The following is a 14565-nucleotide window of genomic DNA, read 5'->3' as shown; positions in this document are numbered from 1 at the left end:
TCGATTTTTTCGAAGCATTTTTTTGTTGTAGGAAACCTTTTTCTAATTTTATGCGTCTTTGTTTTATAGAAATAGAATTACAGTTCAGCCGAAAATTCACCCAATTCGTCAGATTTCTATTTATTTCTTGTAACAAAATAGGCACTTTTACAGTGTAATAAAAAGAAAAGCAATTCTTTTTTAGATTCCCGTTTTTACGGGAAAGACAATTTTATCAGAAATCTCAACTTAAAAAAGTTGAGAAGAATTTTTTAATAATCAACCAAAATGAGAACCTTAACAACTACACTTTTTATTTTATTCTTCGGAATTTTCGCAACCATTGCTCAACATTCTATTTCAGGTAAAATTGTTGACGAACAGAATCTACCTTTACCTTTTGCTAATATTGTTTTGTTTAAAATTGGCGAAGAAGCAAATCCGAAAGGAACTGTTTCAGCTGATAATGGAACTTATAATTTTGATAAAATAGCTTCAGGAAAGTATAAAATTGAAATTTCTATGTTGGGTTTCGAAACTCAAAAAATTACTGTATTTGAGTTGAATTCTAACAAGACCTTCAACATAACTTTAAAAGAAGAAAGCCAAACTTTAAATGAAGTTGTTATAAAAAGTAAACGACCGGTAATAAGACAAACAGCAGAAAAACTGATTGTAGATTTAGAAAAATCGGAAATGATTAATTCTAACTTGCAAGATGTTATGCGTAAAATTCCTGGTGTTTTGGTTACTAATAACGGAATTTCAATTGCTGGAAAAGGCGGAATTACGATTCTTATTAACGGAAAAACAACAGAATATATGGATGTTGATACTTTATTAAGAGATTTTCCTGCGGATAATATTGCAAAAATTGAGTTGGTAGAACAACCTGGTGCAGAATACCAAGCTTCTGGTTCTGGAGCGATTATCAACATAATTTTAAAGAAAAATGTAAAATTAGGAACTCATGGAAGTGTAAATACTTGGGTTGGAGAAGATGAAGGTTTCGAGTGGGGTTCAGGTGTTTCTATTGCGAGTTATAAGAACAAATTAAATTGGCAGGCAGGTGTAAATTACTCACAACCAACTTATAGAGAAGATTTATTTTTAGTGAGAACTGTTGGTTCTGAAACTTACGACCAAGTTACAAGAGAACCTTATGATCCAGATAATTTTACAATTCGTGGTAGTTTAGATTATTATTTAAGTGAAAATCATTCAATAGGAATTGGAGGTCGTTACAACACAAGAAAATCGACAAGAACTGTTAGTAGTGAAACTATTATTTCTGATGCAAATAAAAGAAACACATTATTTTCTGAAAATTATTTTGATAGAGATCGTGCTAACTTCAACATAAACCCATATTACGAATATAAAACGGATACAGATAAATTGGTTATCGATTTCAATTATGTAGATTTCACAAACGACAACACAAATACTTTATATGATATCGCTGGAAGTACAGTTGCTTTTACAGACAGAAAATACATACAAGATGGAAAATATAACATTAAAACTTACAGAGCAGATTATACAAAAACGTTTTCCGACAATTTTAAAGTAAGTGCTGGAACTCGTTTTGCGGATGTAAAAACAGACAACGATTTACAATCTTTTGAAGATGAAAATGGTAGTTTTAAGAAAATTGATTCGTTAAGTAGTCGTTTTGTAATTGACGAAACCATTTTTGCCTTGTATTCTAAAGTGAATGCAAACTATGGGAAATGGTCTTTTTCTGGTGGATTGCGTTATGAAAACAGTAATACAGATGGAACATCCACTTTTTTAAAAAATGGAACATTAACAACTGAAGTACAAAAAAGACCGATTAAAAAAATCTTTCCAAGTGCATCAATAAGTAGAAAAATTACTGATGTTTTAGGAGCAAGTGTTTCTTATAGTTACAGAATTCAAAGGCCATCTTACAGTAGTTTAAATTCTTTTCAACAGTTTTTAGATCCGTTTTCAGCTGGTGAAGGAAACCCAAATTTAACTCCTGCTTACACAAATAACTATCAATTTAATTTAACTTATGAAGGTCAGCCTTTTTTTACAGTTGGTTATAGTAAAACTGATGATGTACTATTTCAATTAATAAAACAAGACAATGCAACAGCACAAATTAGACAACAAGATGTAAATGTAGAAAATAATGCAAATTGGAACTTTCGCTTGTTTGCACCCGTAAATTTTGCAAAAGGTTTGGAAGGTTACACAGGAATTATTGTTACAAATACAGATTATCAATCTTCTACTTATGGTGTAGATTTAAATAAATGGAACTTAATTTGGTTCATACAAGCAAGTTATCAATTACCTTGGGATGTTAATTTTGAGTTGAGTGGAAATTACGGAACAGGCGCTTTAGAAGGTCAGATTGAAGTAGATTGGTTGGCAGAATTAGATTTTTCTTTCGGAAAGAAGTTTTTAGATGATAAATTAAAAGTAAATTTAGGCTTCAATAAAATGTTAAATAGAGGTTTTGTTGGTAACATAGATTATGGAAATGGAACTGCACAAGTAGAAAGTAATGGTTCCAGACAAAATATTCAATTGAGATTAGTGTACAGTTTTGGTTCTCAATTTGGAAAGAAAAAATCGAAGAGAAATTCTAATAACGATGAAGAAAATAGAATTAACGCCGGTAATTAATACATTTTTTATATAAATGAATACCAAGTTAAATAAATCTGATTGGATAATATTGGCCATTATTTTTGGAACTAATATTTTACTAAATTCCTATGATTATTACAGAGAAGGAAATCAATTGATTGAATATTTAATTGATTTTCCAACCTCTACAATTTTATCAATATTTATAATTTTAGTTTTTATTCGAAAAATTGTTCCAGAGTTTTTAGTAAAACGCAAAAACTATGTGCTTTTTTTAATTTCCAGCTTGTTACTATTAATTATTGTTGGTTCTCTAGATAATGCTGTTGGAAGATTAAGCGCAGGGAAATCTTTAAGCACAATTACTGAAAGATTGTCTTTTCTAATTGGTGGCTTGTACAACGCTGCTGACATGGTAGGCTTACCTTTGGGTATTTTGTTAATCAAGAAATTTTATGAAGGTCAACAAGAATTAGTAACTATTCAAAGAGAACAAAAAGAGAATGAATTAAAATTGTTGCGATCTCAAATAGATCCTCATTTTTTGTTTAATAATTTAAATACTTTAGATGCTTTAATTGATAGCAATCCTACAAAAGCAAAAGAATATATTAATAGACTTTCTTTAATTTACAGATATTTAATTCAGACGAAAGACGCAGAAGTTATGGAACTTTCCAAAGAAATTAATTTTGCTGAAAATTATATTTTTCTGATAAAAACTAGATTTGGTAACGATTACGAATTTAAAATTGTAGAAAACACGTCTATTAAAGATAAATTTATTCCAACTGGTGCAATACAAGCTTTGTTAGAAAACGTAGTAAAACACAATAAATCTGATGGAAAAACTCCTATAAAAACAACTATTCTAATTAATGATGGTTGGTTGATTATTACAAACTCAAAATCTGATGTTGTTTCCAAACAGGAATCTTTTGGAACAGGTTTAGAAAATTTAAAAGCACGTTACAAGTTGCTTTCAGATGAGCAAATTCAAATACATGATATGGATAAAAAGTTTGAAGTTTTTATTCCTGTTATTACTTTAAGTGAATAAAATTGAAGAGATGAATATTTTAATTTTAGAAGACGAAATTCCTGCATATCAAAAACTAACAAAATGTTTAGACAGTTTTTTTGATATAAAAATTACACACGATTGGGCAAGAACAATTGTTGATGGAGAAAAATTCCTAAAAGAAAATACCTACGATTTTATTTTATCTGATATTCAGCTTTTAGATGGACTTTCTTTTGATTTGTTTGATAAAATAAAAATTGAAGCTCCCATTATTTTTTGTTCTGCACATGATGAATATTTATTCCAAGCTTTTAACACAAACGGAATTGCATATATTTTAAAACCATATTCGCAAGATGATTTTGATAAAGCAATCAATAAATATGAATCTTTATTTAAAAAGGGAGATTATAACTCATTAGACTCAAATACAATTGATGCTTTAAAATCTGCTTTGCAACAAGAAAACACCACTTATAAAAAACGATTTGTTATTAAAAAAGCATCTGGAATTCAATTATTAAATGCCACAGATATTGCTTTAATTACAGCTTCTGGAGATTTTTGTTTGGTGATTGATAATCTTGGAAAACGACATACAATTTCTCAAAATTTGGGAAGTATTTATCAGCAATTAAATCCGAAAAAGTTTTTTAAAATTAATAGAAGTGAAATTGTAAACATCGATTTTATAGAAAATATCGAAAGTCATTTTAAGAATAGGTTGCTAATTTCTATAAAAAACCACAAAGAAAAAGTAATGACGAGCTCTTCTACAACGTCTGATTTTAGGAAGTGGTTGGAGAGTTAAACGAAGCTTCTGTCATTCATTCAAAGTCGGGAATAACAATAAACCAGCAAACAAGTTTAGCCCAGATTGAACGGTTTGTTTGAGCTCTTTTTTATTCTTTTTAGAATAAAAAAAGCGAGTAGTGAAAGCTGGAAATAGCTTCAAATAAAAAACCTTCTTGATTTCTCAAAAAGGTTTGTGTCTTTATTCTTTTATGTTGTTTCTCTATTCTAAAAGAGATTAATCGTTCAATTTTAAAACCGCCATAAATGCTTCTTGCGGAATTTCTACATTACCAACTTGACGCATTCTTTTCTTACCTTTTTTCTGCTTTTCTAACAATTTACGTTTTCTAGAAATATCTCCTCCATAACATTTTGCAGTAACATCTTTACGCAAAGCTTTTGTAGTTTCACGCGCAATAATTTTTGCTCCAATTGCTGCCTGAATAGGAATATCGAACTGTTGTCTTGGAATTAATTGCTTTAATTTCTCAACAATTTTCTTACCAATTGTGTAGGCATTATCAGCATGTAAAAGTGCTGAAAGCGCATCTACAGGTTGTGCATTTAACAAAATATCTACTCTTACCAATTTCGATTCTTTCATACCAATTGGATGATAATCGAAAGATGCATACCCTTTAGAAACGGTTTTTAAACGGTCGTAAAAATCGAATACAATTTCTGCCAAAGGCATTTCGAAAATTAGCTCAACTCTTTGCGTTGTTAAATAGGTTTGGTTGATAATTTGTCCACGTTTTTCAATACATAAACTCATTACTTGTCCCACAAAATCGGACTTTGTAATAATACTTGCTTTAATAAATGGCTCTTCTACTCTATCTAATCTTGATGGATCTGGTAAATCTGTTGGATTATTTAAGATGATAATTTCATCTGGATTTTTCTTTGTGTAAGCGTGGTAAGATACGTTGGGAACAGTAGTAATAACTGTCATATTAAACTCACGCTCTAAACGTTCTTGTATAATTTCCATGTGTAACATTCCTAAGAAACCACACCTGAAACCAAAACCTAAAGCTGCAGAACTTTCTGGTTGAAATACCAAAGAAGCATCGTTTAACTGCAATTTTTCCATAGAACTACGCAATTCTTCATAATCTTCTGTATCTACAGGATAAATTCCTGCGAAAACCATTGGTTTTACATCTTCGAAGCCTTCAATAATTTCTTGGGTTGGTTTTGCAAAATCTGTTATGGTATCTCCTACTTTTACTTCTTTTGCTGTTTTAATTCCTGTAATTAAATACCCAACATCACCTGTTTTTACAGATTTTTTTACAACTTGATTTAGTTTTAAAGTACCAACTTCATCTGCAAAATAATTTTTACCTGTTGCAACGAATTTAATTTCTTGTCCTTTTTTTATTTCACCATTAAAAACTCTAAAATACGTTTCAATTCCTCTATAAGAATTATACACAGAATCGAAAATTAGTGCTTGTAAAGGTGCATCTGGATCTCCTTTTGGAGCAGGAATTCTACTGATAATTGCTTCTAAAATATTGTCTACTCCAAAACCTGTTTTCCCACTTGCGTGGATAACTTCTCCTGGGTCGCAACCTAATAAATCTACAATATCGTCTGTTACTTCTTCCGGATTTGCGGAAGGTAAATCTACTTTATTTAAAACGGGAATAATTTCTAAATCGTTCTCTAAAGCCAAGTATAAATTAGAAATTGTTTGAGCTTGTATACTTTGTGCAGCATCTACAATTAGTAAAGCGCCTTCACAAGCTGCAATTGAACGAGAAACTTCGTAAGAGAAATCTACGTGACCTGGCGTGTCAATTAAATTCAAAATATATTGTTCGCCATTATGCGTATAATCCATTTGAATTGCGTGCGATTTTATGGTAATTCCACGTTCGCGCTCTAAATCCATAGAATCTAATAACTGCTCCTTTTTTTCACGAGAAGTTACAGAACCTGTAAAATCTAATAATCTATCTGCCAATGTACTTTTACCATGGTCAATATGAGCAATAATGCAAAAGTTTCTTATGTTCTTCATACTTCGTTTTCTAACTGCGTTCAACTCGCAAAGATATGCTATTTACAAACCTTCTCAAATAAAAAAAGTACAATGAAATTCATTGTACTTTTTTGCGGTTTTATATTATTTTAAAAGTCTCTTTCTAACTCTGCAATAGCTACTTTAAATTCTTCTTTACTAATAGTGTCATCACCAGATTTATCATACCCCTTAATCATTTCTCCAGCAACCAAACCTCTAATTAACCCTCCAACTCCAGCTTCTTTTAACAAATCTTTTACTTCACTTCTATTTAATTTTCCATCTTGGTCTTTATCAAAAAAAGTAAAAGCTTCTTCAGCGTTTGTAAACTTTTCTGTCATTAAAGAATGTATGTCTTGTAATATTTTTTCTTTTGCTCCCATGTTTATTTATTTTTTAAAGTTAGAAACCTATTTTTTTATTCCCGATTCTTTTATTGCAGCTTGAAACTCTGCCCAACTTACCAAACCATCTTTATTAGCGTCGAAACTTTGCATCATAAATTCGGCGACTAAACCTCTAATTAAAGAACTTACTTTGGCTTCTTTTAATAAAATTTTAAAATCTGCTTTTGTTAGTTTTCCATCTTTATCTTCATCATAATAATCGAAAGCTTCTCTTGGTTCAGAGAACTTGCTTCTCATTAAACTTTCTATATTTATTAAGATTTTTTCTTTAGTCCAAGCCATAAATTAATCTTGCCATTCTGCAATAAATAAGTTGGTATCATGACCTCCTCCATTATTTCTATTTGATGAAAAAATTAGTTTTTTACCATCGTTAGAAAAAACTGGAAAAGCATCAAAAGTTTCTCCATGAGTAACTCTTTCCAAGTTTTTACCATCTAAATCTATCATATATAAATTGAAAGGAAATCCTCTTTCTGCTTCAAAATTAGATGAAAATAAAATCTTTTTTCCTGAAGGATGAAAAAACGGACTCCAATTCGCATTTCCTAAATCTGTTAATTGACGTAATTCTGAACCATCTGCATTACAAATATAAAGCTCCATTTCTGTTGGTTGTACCAAACCTTCTTTCAATAAATCTTGATATTCTTTAATTGCTTCTTCAGTTTTTGGTCTTGAAGAACGGAAAATCAATTTTGTTCCATCTGGCGAGAAAAACGCACCTCCATCATATCCTAATTGGTCTGTAATTTGTTTTACATCAGAACCATCAATATTCATTGTAAACAATTCTAAATCTCCTGTTCTCATCGATGTAAAAACAATTTTATCTCCTTTAGGAGAAACAGTTGCTTCTGCATCGTAACCAGGTTCTGTAGTTAATTGTTTGGTAATATTTCCTTTTAAATCTGCCACAAAAATATCGTAGCTTTCATAAATTGGCCATACATATTTTCCTTCTCTTCTTAATGGAGATGGAGGACATTCTTTTCCTCCTAAATGTGTAGAACCATACACGTAACTTTTATTATCTGGCAAGAAATACGCACAAGTTGTTCTTCCTAAACCTGTAGAAATCATTGGTGGAATAGAGTCTTTAAAAGTTTCGCCAACATTCATTAAAAACATTTGATCGCAATTAACACCCCAATTTTTATTATTCGATTGAAAAATAATTTGTTTATCATTAAAACTCCAATAAGCTTCTGCGTTATCGCCACCAAACGTAATTTGTTGCATCGTTTTAAAATGCACTTCTTCTGGGTAGATTAAACCACCTTCCCATTTTTTTGTTTCGCCTGATTTTGCATCTGCATTTTCCTTTTTATTGTTTTTACAAGCTGATACTGTAAGTGCAAAAACAAGGATATATAGTATTCTAAATTTCATTTTATTGAATTCAATAAGTGATAATAATTCTCTAATTTTACAAAAATAATATTTATCACCATGAGAAACATTCAATTTCTAATCTTTTTGTCGTTTTTAATTTCTTGTAAACCAGAAATAAACCAAGTAAATCGAATTAAAGAAGATGTAACTTTTTTAGCTTCGGATGAATTAGAAGGAAGACAAACTGGTACTGAAGGCGAAAAAAAAGCCGCTAAATATATTGCTGAACGTTTTAAAGAATTGAGTTTACAATCTAAAGGAACACAAGAATATTTACAACCTTTTACATTTAAACCAAAAATGAATCCGCATGACGAAGTGAAATTTGATGTAAATGGCGATGGAACAATAACTGGAAACAATATTTTAGGTTTTATTGATAACAAAGCAGAAAACACAGTAATTGTTGGCGCTCATTATGACCATTTAGGTTTTGGTGGCGAAGGTTCTTTATACAGAGATTCTATAAAAGCAGTTCATAATGGCGCAGATGATAATGCTTCTGGTGTTGCAATTATGCTAAATTTAGCTTCTAAATTGAAAAAGAAAAACACCAATAATAATTATTTGTTTATGGCTTTTTCTGGGGAAGAAATGGGGCTTTTAGGTTCTAATTATTTTGTTAAGAATCCTACAATCAATACCAAAAAAGTATCTTATATGATAAATATGGATATGGTTGGTCGTTTGAAAAAAGATTCTGCTTTGGCAGTTTATGGGACAGGGACTTCGCCAATTTTTAAACAAATTTTAAAATCTCATAACGATAATTTTAAATTGATTCAGCAAGAATCTGGTGTTGGACCAAGTGACCATACAAGTTTTTATTTGGCAGATATACCTGTGTTGCATTTTTTTACGGGTCAGCATGAAGATTATCACAAACCTGAAGACGATTCAGAAAAACTGAATTACGATGGCATGTATTTAATTTCTGATTATATTTTTAATTTAATTACAGATTTAGATGATAATGGAAAATTGGCTTTCAGAAAAACTAAAAATGAAAGTGAAGATTCTCCTCGTTTTAAAGTTGGTTTGGGGGTAATTCCAGATTATATGTTCGATGGAAAAGGAATGCGAATTGATGGAATTTCCGAAGACAAACCTGCACAAAAAGCAGGTTTACAAAAAGGTGATATTGTTATTAAACTTGGCGATAGTGCAGTTACAAATATGATGAGTTACATGCGCGCTTTATCAGTTTTCGAAAAAGGAAATACAACGAAAGTTATTGTAAAAAGAGGTAATACTGAAGTTGAAAAAGAAATTAATTTTTAGAATTAATGTTCAAAACGAAACAAGATTTCATCAATAAAATACATTTGATTATTTCTGTTTGTATTGTAATTCCTGTTTCTTTTGTCTACGGATTTAATCCTTCTTTAAAATTTGATATTCAGCTACAAACCATAGACGAACATAATTTCTTTAAAGCAATTATGGGTTTATATCTTGGTTTTTCTACACTTTGGCTTTTAGGTATTTTTAAAAATAATTATTTAAAAATTTCCATTCTTACAAACATCATTTTTATGATTGGTCTTGGTTCTGGTAGAATCTTAAGTATTGTTTTAGATGGAACTCCAACTTTCGGTTATATATTCGGAACTTTTGCAGAACTCTTTTTAGGTTTCTACGGAATTTGGGTTCTGACAAATAAAAACACTAATTTTGCAAAAAAATAATCAGTTTTGGTAAAAATAGGCAACATAGAATTACCCGATTTCCCACTTTTATTAGCACCAATGGAAGATGTTTCAGATCCTCCATTTAGAGCTTTGTGCAAAGAAAATGGGGCTGATATTGTGTATACAGAATTTATTTCTTCTGAAGGTTTAATTAGAGACGCTGCAAAAAGTGTTATGAAATTAGACATTTATGAAAAAGAACGTCCTGTTGGAATTCAGATTTTTGGTGCCAATTTAGATTCGATGTTAAAAACGGTCGAAATTGTTGAAAAATCAAATCCAGATATTATTGATATCAATTTTGGTTGTCCTGTTAAAAAAGTGGTTTCTAAAGGCGCTGGTGCAGGAATTTTAAAAGACATAGATTTAATGGTTTCACTAACAGAAGCCATGGTAAAACACACTAATTTACCTATTACAGTTAAAACACGCTTGGGCTGGGATCATGATTCTATAAGAATTGTAGAAGTTGCGGAACGTTTGCAAGATGTTGGTTGTAAAGCAATTTCTATTCATGGAAGAACGCGTGCCCAAATGTATAAAGGAGATGCAGATTGGAAACCTATTGCAGATGTAAAAAATAACCAAAGAATGCACATTCCTGTTTTTGGAAATGGAGATATTACTTCACCAGAAAAAGCAATGGAAATGCGAGATTCTTATGGTTTAGATGGTGCTATGATTGGTAGAGCTTCTATTGGTTATCCTTGGTTTTTTAATGAAGTGAAACACTATTTTAAAACCGGAAAACATTTAGCGAAACCTACGATTGCGCAACGTGTAGAAATGGCGAGAAGACATTTGCAAATGGCAATTGATTGGAAAGGCCCTGTTTTAGGAGTTTTTGAAACAAGAAGACATTATACCAATTACTTTAAAGGAATTCCGCATTTTAAAGAATATAGAATGAAAATGGTAACTTCCGACGACGCTAAAGATGTTTTTGCTGCTTTTGATGAAGTTGAGGCAAAATTTGGGAATATGATTATTCCTGAATATGAATAATTTTACTTCTCGATAAAATCTTTAGAAATTCTACTACTTGCAATTTTAGCTGCAATAAAACCTAAAATTGTTATCGTAGAAAACACGATTAATAAATTTGTAAATCTAAATTCAACGGGGTAAGCCAGGTTTGGCACAATCATAAATAAACTGAATTTCTTCTGAAGAAATACTAAAATAATCCCCAGAAATAAACCTATACACATCCCAAAAAAGGTTAGTAAGAAACCTTGAAGAATAAATATTTTCTTAATTTCTTTAATGGATGTTCCTAAATTGAAAAGTGTTTTTAAGTTTTGTTTTTTATCAATAATCATCATAATTATTGCGCCAATTACGTTAAATAATGCAATAATAACGATTAATGTAAAGATTAAATAGGAGACAAAATTTTCAGTATTTATTACTTTATAAAAAACCTCATTTAATTGTTCTTTGGTTTGTACTTTATAGTCACTACCTAATTGTTGTTGAATTGCTTCTGAAATATTATCTACGTTGGTATTATCTATTAACTTTAATTCAATACCAGTTATCTGATTTTCTTTAAATCGGAGTAATTCTCTGGCTTGTTCGATATCAATAAAAACAAATTTACTTTCGAATTCTTCGGTTCCAGAATACAAACCAACAATTTGTACATTGGTTTTATAAAAAGCATTATTAGGATTGATAAAACCTGTACCAGGTTTGGGAATCATAATAGAAAGTGGTTCTCCAAAATTGAAGATACCTAATGACAATTTATTGGAAATTCCCCTACCAATAACAGCTGTATTAGAGAATTCTTGGTCCAACCAATTACCCACAGAAATAGCAGAATCTATTTGAGTTATTGAAGCATAATTGGCTTCAACTCCTTTTATGTAAGCGATTTCATTTTTATCATTATATTCTAAAAAAACTCGTTCTTCTATAATTTTAGAACTTATTTTTATATTAGAATTGCTTTTTAAAGTGTTCTTAATATCATCAGAATAAAAAAAAGATTTTCCTTTTACTGAAGTTATTTTGATATCGGGGTCTGAAACATCCAATAAACTATAACTAAAAGTTCGTAAACCAGAGAAACCAGACAATATTACAAATAGCGCTAAAGAACCAACAATAACCCCAAATGAAGCTATTATAGTAATAATGTTTATAGCATTATTACTAGTTTTTGTAAATAAATATCTTTTTGCTATGTAATAAGGAAAGCTCAAATAAGAAGTCTGAAATTATTTCTTTTGGCGTCTTGGTAAGACAGTTGGATTTTTAATAGGGTTCTCATCTTCTCCTTTTAAAGATTTATCAATTTCTTCAATATAATCTAAAGTATCATCACCATAAAACAACAATTCTGGCATTCTTCGAAGTTGATTTCGAGTACGTTTTGCCATTTCATGTCTAATTAACGGTGTGTTTGATTGCACTCCTTTAATCAATTCATCTCTTTTTTCTGAAGGAAAAATACTTAAATATACTTTAGCAACACCTAAATCTGAAGTTACATGAACTTTAGAAACAGAAATAATAATTCCCTTCATTCCATCTTGTGCTGCTTTTTGCAACACATCTACTAAATCTTTTTGCAATACTCCTGCAATTTTTCTTTGTCTATTAGTTTCTTCCATAATGCAAATTTACAATATTTTTAAAGAGTGATTTTTATTTAGATACCTTTCAAAATATAAAAAATCTCAAAGTATATAAACACTTTGAGATTTTTATATGATAGATTATTTTAGAAATTTAATCTGCTAAAATAATTGCTTTATTGTCGTTTAATTCTAAAGTTCCAGATTTTATTGCTAAAGTTAAAACTTTATCATCATCTACATGAGGAACTAGTAGTCCATTTAAAACATTTAATTCTAAATGCTCTTGTGTATGCACATGAACTTTAACTGTTCCTTCCTTTAAAATTGAAACTATTGGAGCGTGATTATTCATCATTTGAAACTCTCCATTTATTCCAGGAACTGATAACGAATCAACTTCTGAAGAAAATAAAATAGCTTCTGGTGTTACAATTTCTAAAAACATAATTTCTATTTTAAGCCTCAGCTAACATTTTTTCTCCTGCATCAATAGCATCTTGAATAGATCCTCTTAAGTTAAATGCTGCCTCAGGATATTTATCTAACTCACCATCCATAATCATATTAAATCCTTTAATAGTGTCTTTAATATCTACTAAAACTCCTGGTATACCAGTAAATTGTTCAGCTACGTGGAAAGGTTGAGATAAGAAACGTTGTACACGTCTTGCTCTGTGAACTACTAATTTATCTTCTTCAGATAGTTCTTCCATTCCTAAAATGGCAATAATATCTTGTAATTCTTTATAACGTTGTAAAATTTCTTTTACTGCTGTTGCTGTATTATAATGTTCATCACCTAAAATTTCTGCTGATAAAATTCTTGAAGTAGAATCTAATGGATCTACTGCAGGATAAATACCTAACTCAGCAATTTTACGAGACAATACTGTTGTAGCATCTAAATGCGCAAATGTAGTTGCTGGTGCTGGATCTGTTAAATCATCTGCAGGTACATATACGGCCTGTACAGATGTAATAGAACCTTTTTTAGTTGATGTAATACGCTCTTGCATTGCACCCATCTCTGTTGCTAGGGTTGGTTGATAACCTACTGCGGAAGGCATACGACCTAAAAGTGCAGAAACTTCTGAACCTGCTTGTGTAAAACGGAAAATATTATCTACGAAGAAAAGTACATCTTTTCCTTGTGCTTCACCAGCTCCATCTCTAAAATATTCTGCTATAGTTAACCCAGATAATGCAACTCTTGCACGTGCTCCAGGTGGCTCGTTCATTTGTCCGAATACGAAGGTTGCTTTAGAGTCTTTCATTCCAGCTTTATCTACTTTAGATAAATCCCATCCTCCTTCTTCCATAGAATGCATAAAATCGTCTCCGTATTTTATAATTCCAGACTCTAACATTTCACGAAGTAAATCATTTCCTTCACGAGTTCTTTCTCCAACTCCTGCAAAAACTGATAATCCACCATGTCCTTTTGCAATATTGTTAATAAGCTCTTGAATTAATACAGTTTTCCCTACTCCTGCTCCACCAAATAATCCAATTTTACCTCCTTTTGCATAAGGCTCAATTAAATCGATTACTTTAATCCCTGTAAATAAAACTTCTGTTGAAACAGATAAATCTTCAAATTTAGGTGCTGATCTGTGTATTGGTAAACCATCTTTACCTTCTTTTTTCAAATTACCTAAACCATCAATTGCATCACCTGTAACGTTGAATAAACGTCCATAAATATCATTTCCAATTGGCATTTGTATTGGGTTACCTGTTGCAGTAACTTCTACTCCTCTACTTAAACCATCAGTAGCATCCATAGATATGGTTCTTACTGTATCTTCACCAATATGTTGCTGTACTTCTAATACTAAAATAGAACCATCCGCTTTTTTAATTTCTAAAGAATCATAGATTTTAGGAAGCTCGTTTTCTGTATTGAATTCAACATCAATTACTGGTCCAATAATTTGAGAAACTTTACCTGTTGTTGTAGACATTTTGTATCTAATTAAAGTTATTTATTTTATTATGAGATTTACCCCTCATTTTCAGGATGCAA

The 14565-nt window shown here is 30.6% G+C and carries 14 protein-coding genes; 6 read left to right on the top strand and 8 right to left on the bottom strand.

Annotated elements, in window-relative coordinates; all coding sequences use genetic code 11:
• Positions 1-267: 267 nt before the first annotated feature.
• From H9W90_RS13695 to H9W90_RS13685, 3 genes are read left to right on the top strand one after another with little or no spacing between them, the layout of a single operon-like run.
• The gene (locus H9W90_RS13695) at positions 268-2640 is read left to right on the top strand and encodes a TonB-dependent receptor (RefSeq protein ID WP_187482144.1); all 2373 of its coding nucleotides are present in this window, start codon (positions 268-270) and stop codon (positions 2638-2640) included.
• 16 nt (positions 2641-2656) lie between these two features.
• Entirely contained in the window at positions 2657-3664 is a 1008-nt protein-coding gene (locus H9W90_RS13690; protein WP_187482143.1) for a sensor histidine kinase, read from the top strand.
• A 10-nt stretch (positions 3665-3674) separates the two neighbouring features.
• Entirely contained in the window at positions 3675-4439 is a 765-nt protein-coding gene (locus H9W90_RS13685) for a LytR/AlgR family response regulator transcription factor (RefSeq protein WP_187482142.1), read from the top strand.
• A gap of 219 nt (positions 4440-4658) precedes the next feature.
• On the opposite strand, the gene lepA is transcribed toward H9W90_RS13685, so the two are convergent.
• From lepA to H9W90_RS13665, 4 genes are all read right to left on the bottom strand, one after another.
• The gene (lepA, locus tag H9W90_RS13680) at positions 4659-6455 is read right to left on the bottom strand and encodes a translation elongation factor 4 (RefSeq protein WP_187482141.1); all 1797 of its coding nucleotides are present in this window, start codon (positions 6453-6455) and stop codon (positions 4659-4661) included.
• Positions 6456-6565: 110 nt separating this feature from the next.
• A complete protein-coding gene (locus tag H9W90_RS13675; protein ID WP_187482140.1) occupies positions 6566-6841 on the bottom strand; it encodes an EF-hand domain-containing protein in 276 nt (91 codons plus the stop codon).
• Between the two features lie 27 nt (positions 6842-6868).
• Positions 6869-7147, bottom strand: a complete 279-nt coding sequence (locus tag H9W90_RS13670; protein ID WP_187482139.1) for an EF-hand domain-containing protein — start codon at positions 7145-7147, stop codon at positions 6869-6871.
• Positions 7148-7150: 3 nt separating this feature from the next.
• Entirely contained in the window at positions 7151-8257 is a 1107-nt protein-coding gene (locus H9W90_RS13665; protein WP_187482138.1) for a TolB family protein, read from the bottom strand.
• 60 nt (positions 8258-8317) lie between these two features.
• Here H9W90_RS13665 and H9W90_RS13660 point away from each other — a divergent pair, with 60 nt between their 5' ends.
• The 3 genes from H9W90_RS13660 to dusB are packed head-to-tail and all read left to right on the top strand — an operon-like array spanning position 8318 to position 10956.
• Entirely contained in the window at positions 8318-9541 is a 1224-nt protein-coding gene (locus tag H9W90_RS13660; protein ID WP_187482137.1) for a M28 family peptidase, read from the top strand.
• Between the two features lie 5 nt (positions 9542-9546).
• Positions 9547-9948: a DUF4345 domain-containing protein gene (locus tag H9W90_RS13655; protein ID WP_187482136.1), complete on the top strand. Its 402-nt coding sequence runs from the start codon at positions 9547-9549 to the stop codon at positions 9946-9948.
• 6 nt (positions 9949-9954) lie between these two features.
• Complete coding sequence (gene dusB / locus H9W90_RS13650) at positions 9955-10956, top strand: tRNA dihydrouridine synthase DusB (protein WP_187482135.1); 1002 nt, start codon at positions 9955-9957, stop codon at positions 10954-10956.
• Positions 10957-10958: 2 nt separating this feature from the next.
• Here dusB and H9W90_RS13645 read toward each other — a convergent pair whose 3' ends face one another.
• From H9W90_RS13645 to atpD, 4 genes are all read right to left on the bottom strand, one after another.
• The gene (locus H9W90_RS13645) at positions 10959-12161 is read right to left on the bottom strand and encodes an ABC transporter permease (protein WP_187482134.1); all 1203 of its coding nucleotides are present in this window, start codon (positions 12159-12161) and stop codon (positions 10959-10961) included.
• 15 nt (positions 12162-12176) lie between these two features.
• Positions 12177-12572, bottom strand: coding sequence for a 30S ribosome-binding factor RbfA (rbfA, locus tag H9W90_RS13640; RefSeq protein WP_187482133.1), 396 nt, complete (start codon positions 12570-12572; stop codon positions 12177-12179).
• Positions 12573-12690: 118 nt separating this feature from the next.
• On the bottom strand, positions 12691-12984 hold the full coding sequence (locus H9W90_RS13635; RefSeq protein ID WP_187482132.1) for a FoF1 ATP synthase subunit delta/epsilon: 294 nt from the start codon (positions 12982-12984) through the stop codon (positions 12691-12693).
• Positions 12985-12994: 10 nt separating this feature from the next.
• Positions 12995-14503 carry a F0F1 ATP synthase subunit beta gene (gene atpD, locus H9W90_RS13630; protein ID WP_187482131.1) on the bottom strand — a complete coding sequence of 503 codons (1509 nt, stop codon included), beginning with the start codon at positions 14501-14503 and terminating at the stop codon, positions 12995-12997.
• Positions 14504-14565 lie beyond the last annotated feature (62 nt).

The organism is Polaribacter pectinis, from assembly GCF_014352875.1.
GTDB lineage: Bacteria > Bacteroidota > Bacteroidia > Flavobacteriales > Flavobacteriaceae > Polaribacter > Polaribacter pectinis.
The sequence above is the reverse complement of the archived record's forward strand: the minus strand, read 5'-3'. Positions and strand labels throughout refer to the sequence as shown.

Excerpts from the sequence above, each read along its gene's own strand:
- atpD (WP_187482131.1), bottom strand. The coding sequence starts at position 14,503 with ATGTCTACAACAACAGGTAAAGTTTCTCAAATTATTGGACCAGTAATT.
- H9W90_RS13655 (WP_187482136.1), top strand. The coding sequence starts at position 9,547 with ATGTTCAAAACGAAACAAGATTTCATCAATAAAATACATTTGATTATT.
- H9W90_RS13665 (WP_187482138.1), bottom strand. The coding sequence starts at position 8,257 with ATGAAATTTAGAATACTATATATCCTTGTTTTTGCACTTACAGTATCA.
- H9W90_RS13690 (WP_187482143.1), top strand. The coding sequence starts at position 2,657 with ATGAATACCAAGTTAAATAAATCTGATTGGATAATATTGGCCATTATT.
- rbfA (WP_187482133.1), bottom strand. The coding sequence starts at position 12,572 with ATGGAAGAAACTAATAGACAAAGAAAAATTGCAGGAGTATTGCAAAAA.
- H9W90_RS13675 (WP_187482140.1), bottom strand. The coding sequence starts at position 6,841 with ATGGGAGCAAAAGAAAAAATATTACAAGACATACATTCTTTAATGACA.
- lepA (WP_187482141.1), bottom strand. The coding sequence starts at position 6,455 with ATGAAGAACATAAGAAACTTTTGCATTATTGCTCATATTGACCATGGT.
- H9W90_RS13670 (WP_187482139.1), bottom strand. The coding sequence starts at position 7,147 with ATGGCTTGGACTAAAGAAAAAATCTTAATAAATATAGAAAGTTTAATG.
- H9W90_RS13685 (WP_187482142.1), top strand. The coding sequence starts at position 3,675 with ATGAATATTTTAATTTTAGAAGACGAAATTCCTGCATATCAAAAACTA.
- H9W90_RS13635 (WP_187482132.1), bottom strand. The coding sequence starts at position 12,984 with ATGTTTTTAGAAATTGTAACACCAGAAGCTATTTTATTTTCTTCAGAA.
- H9W90_RS13695 (WP_187482144.1), top strand. The coding sequence starts at position 268 with ATGAGAACCTTAACAACTACACTTTTTATTTTATTCTTCGGAATTTTC.
- H9W90_RS13660 (WP_187482137.1), top strand. The coding sequence starts at position 8,318 with ATGAGAAACATTCAATTTCTAATCTTTTTGTCGTTTTTAATTTCTTGT.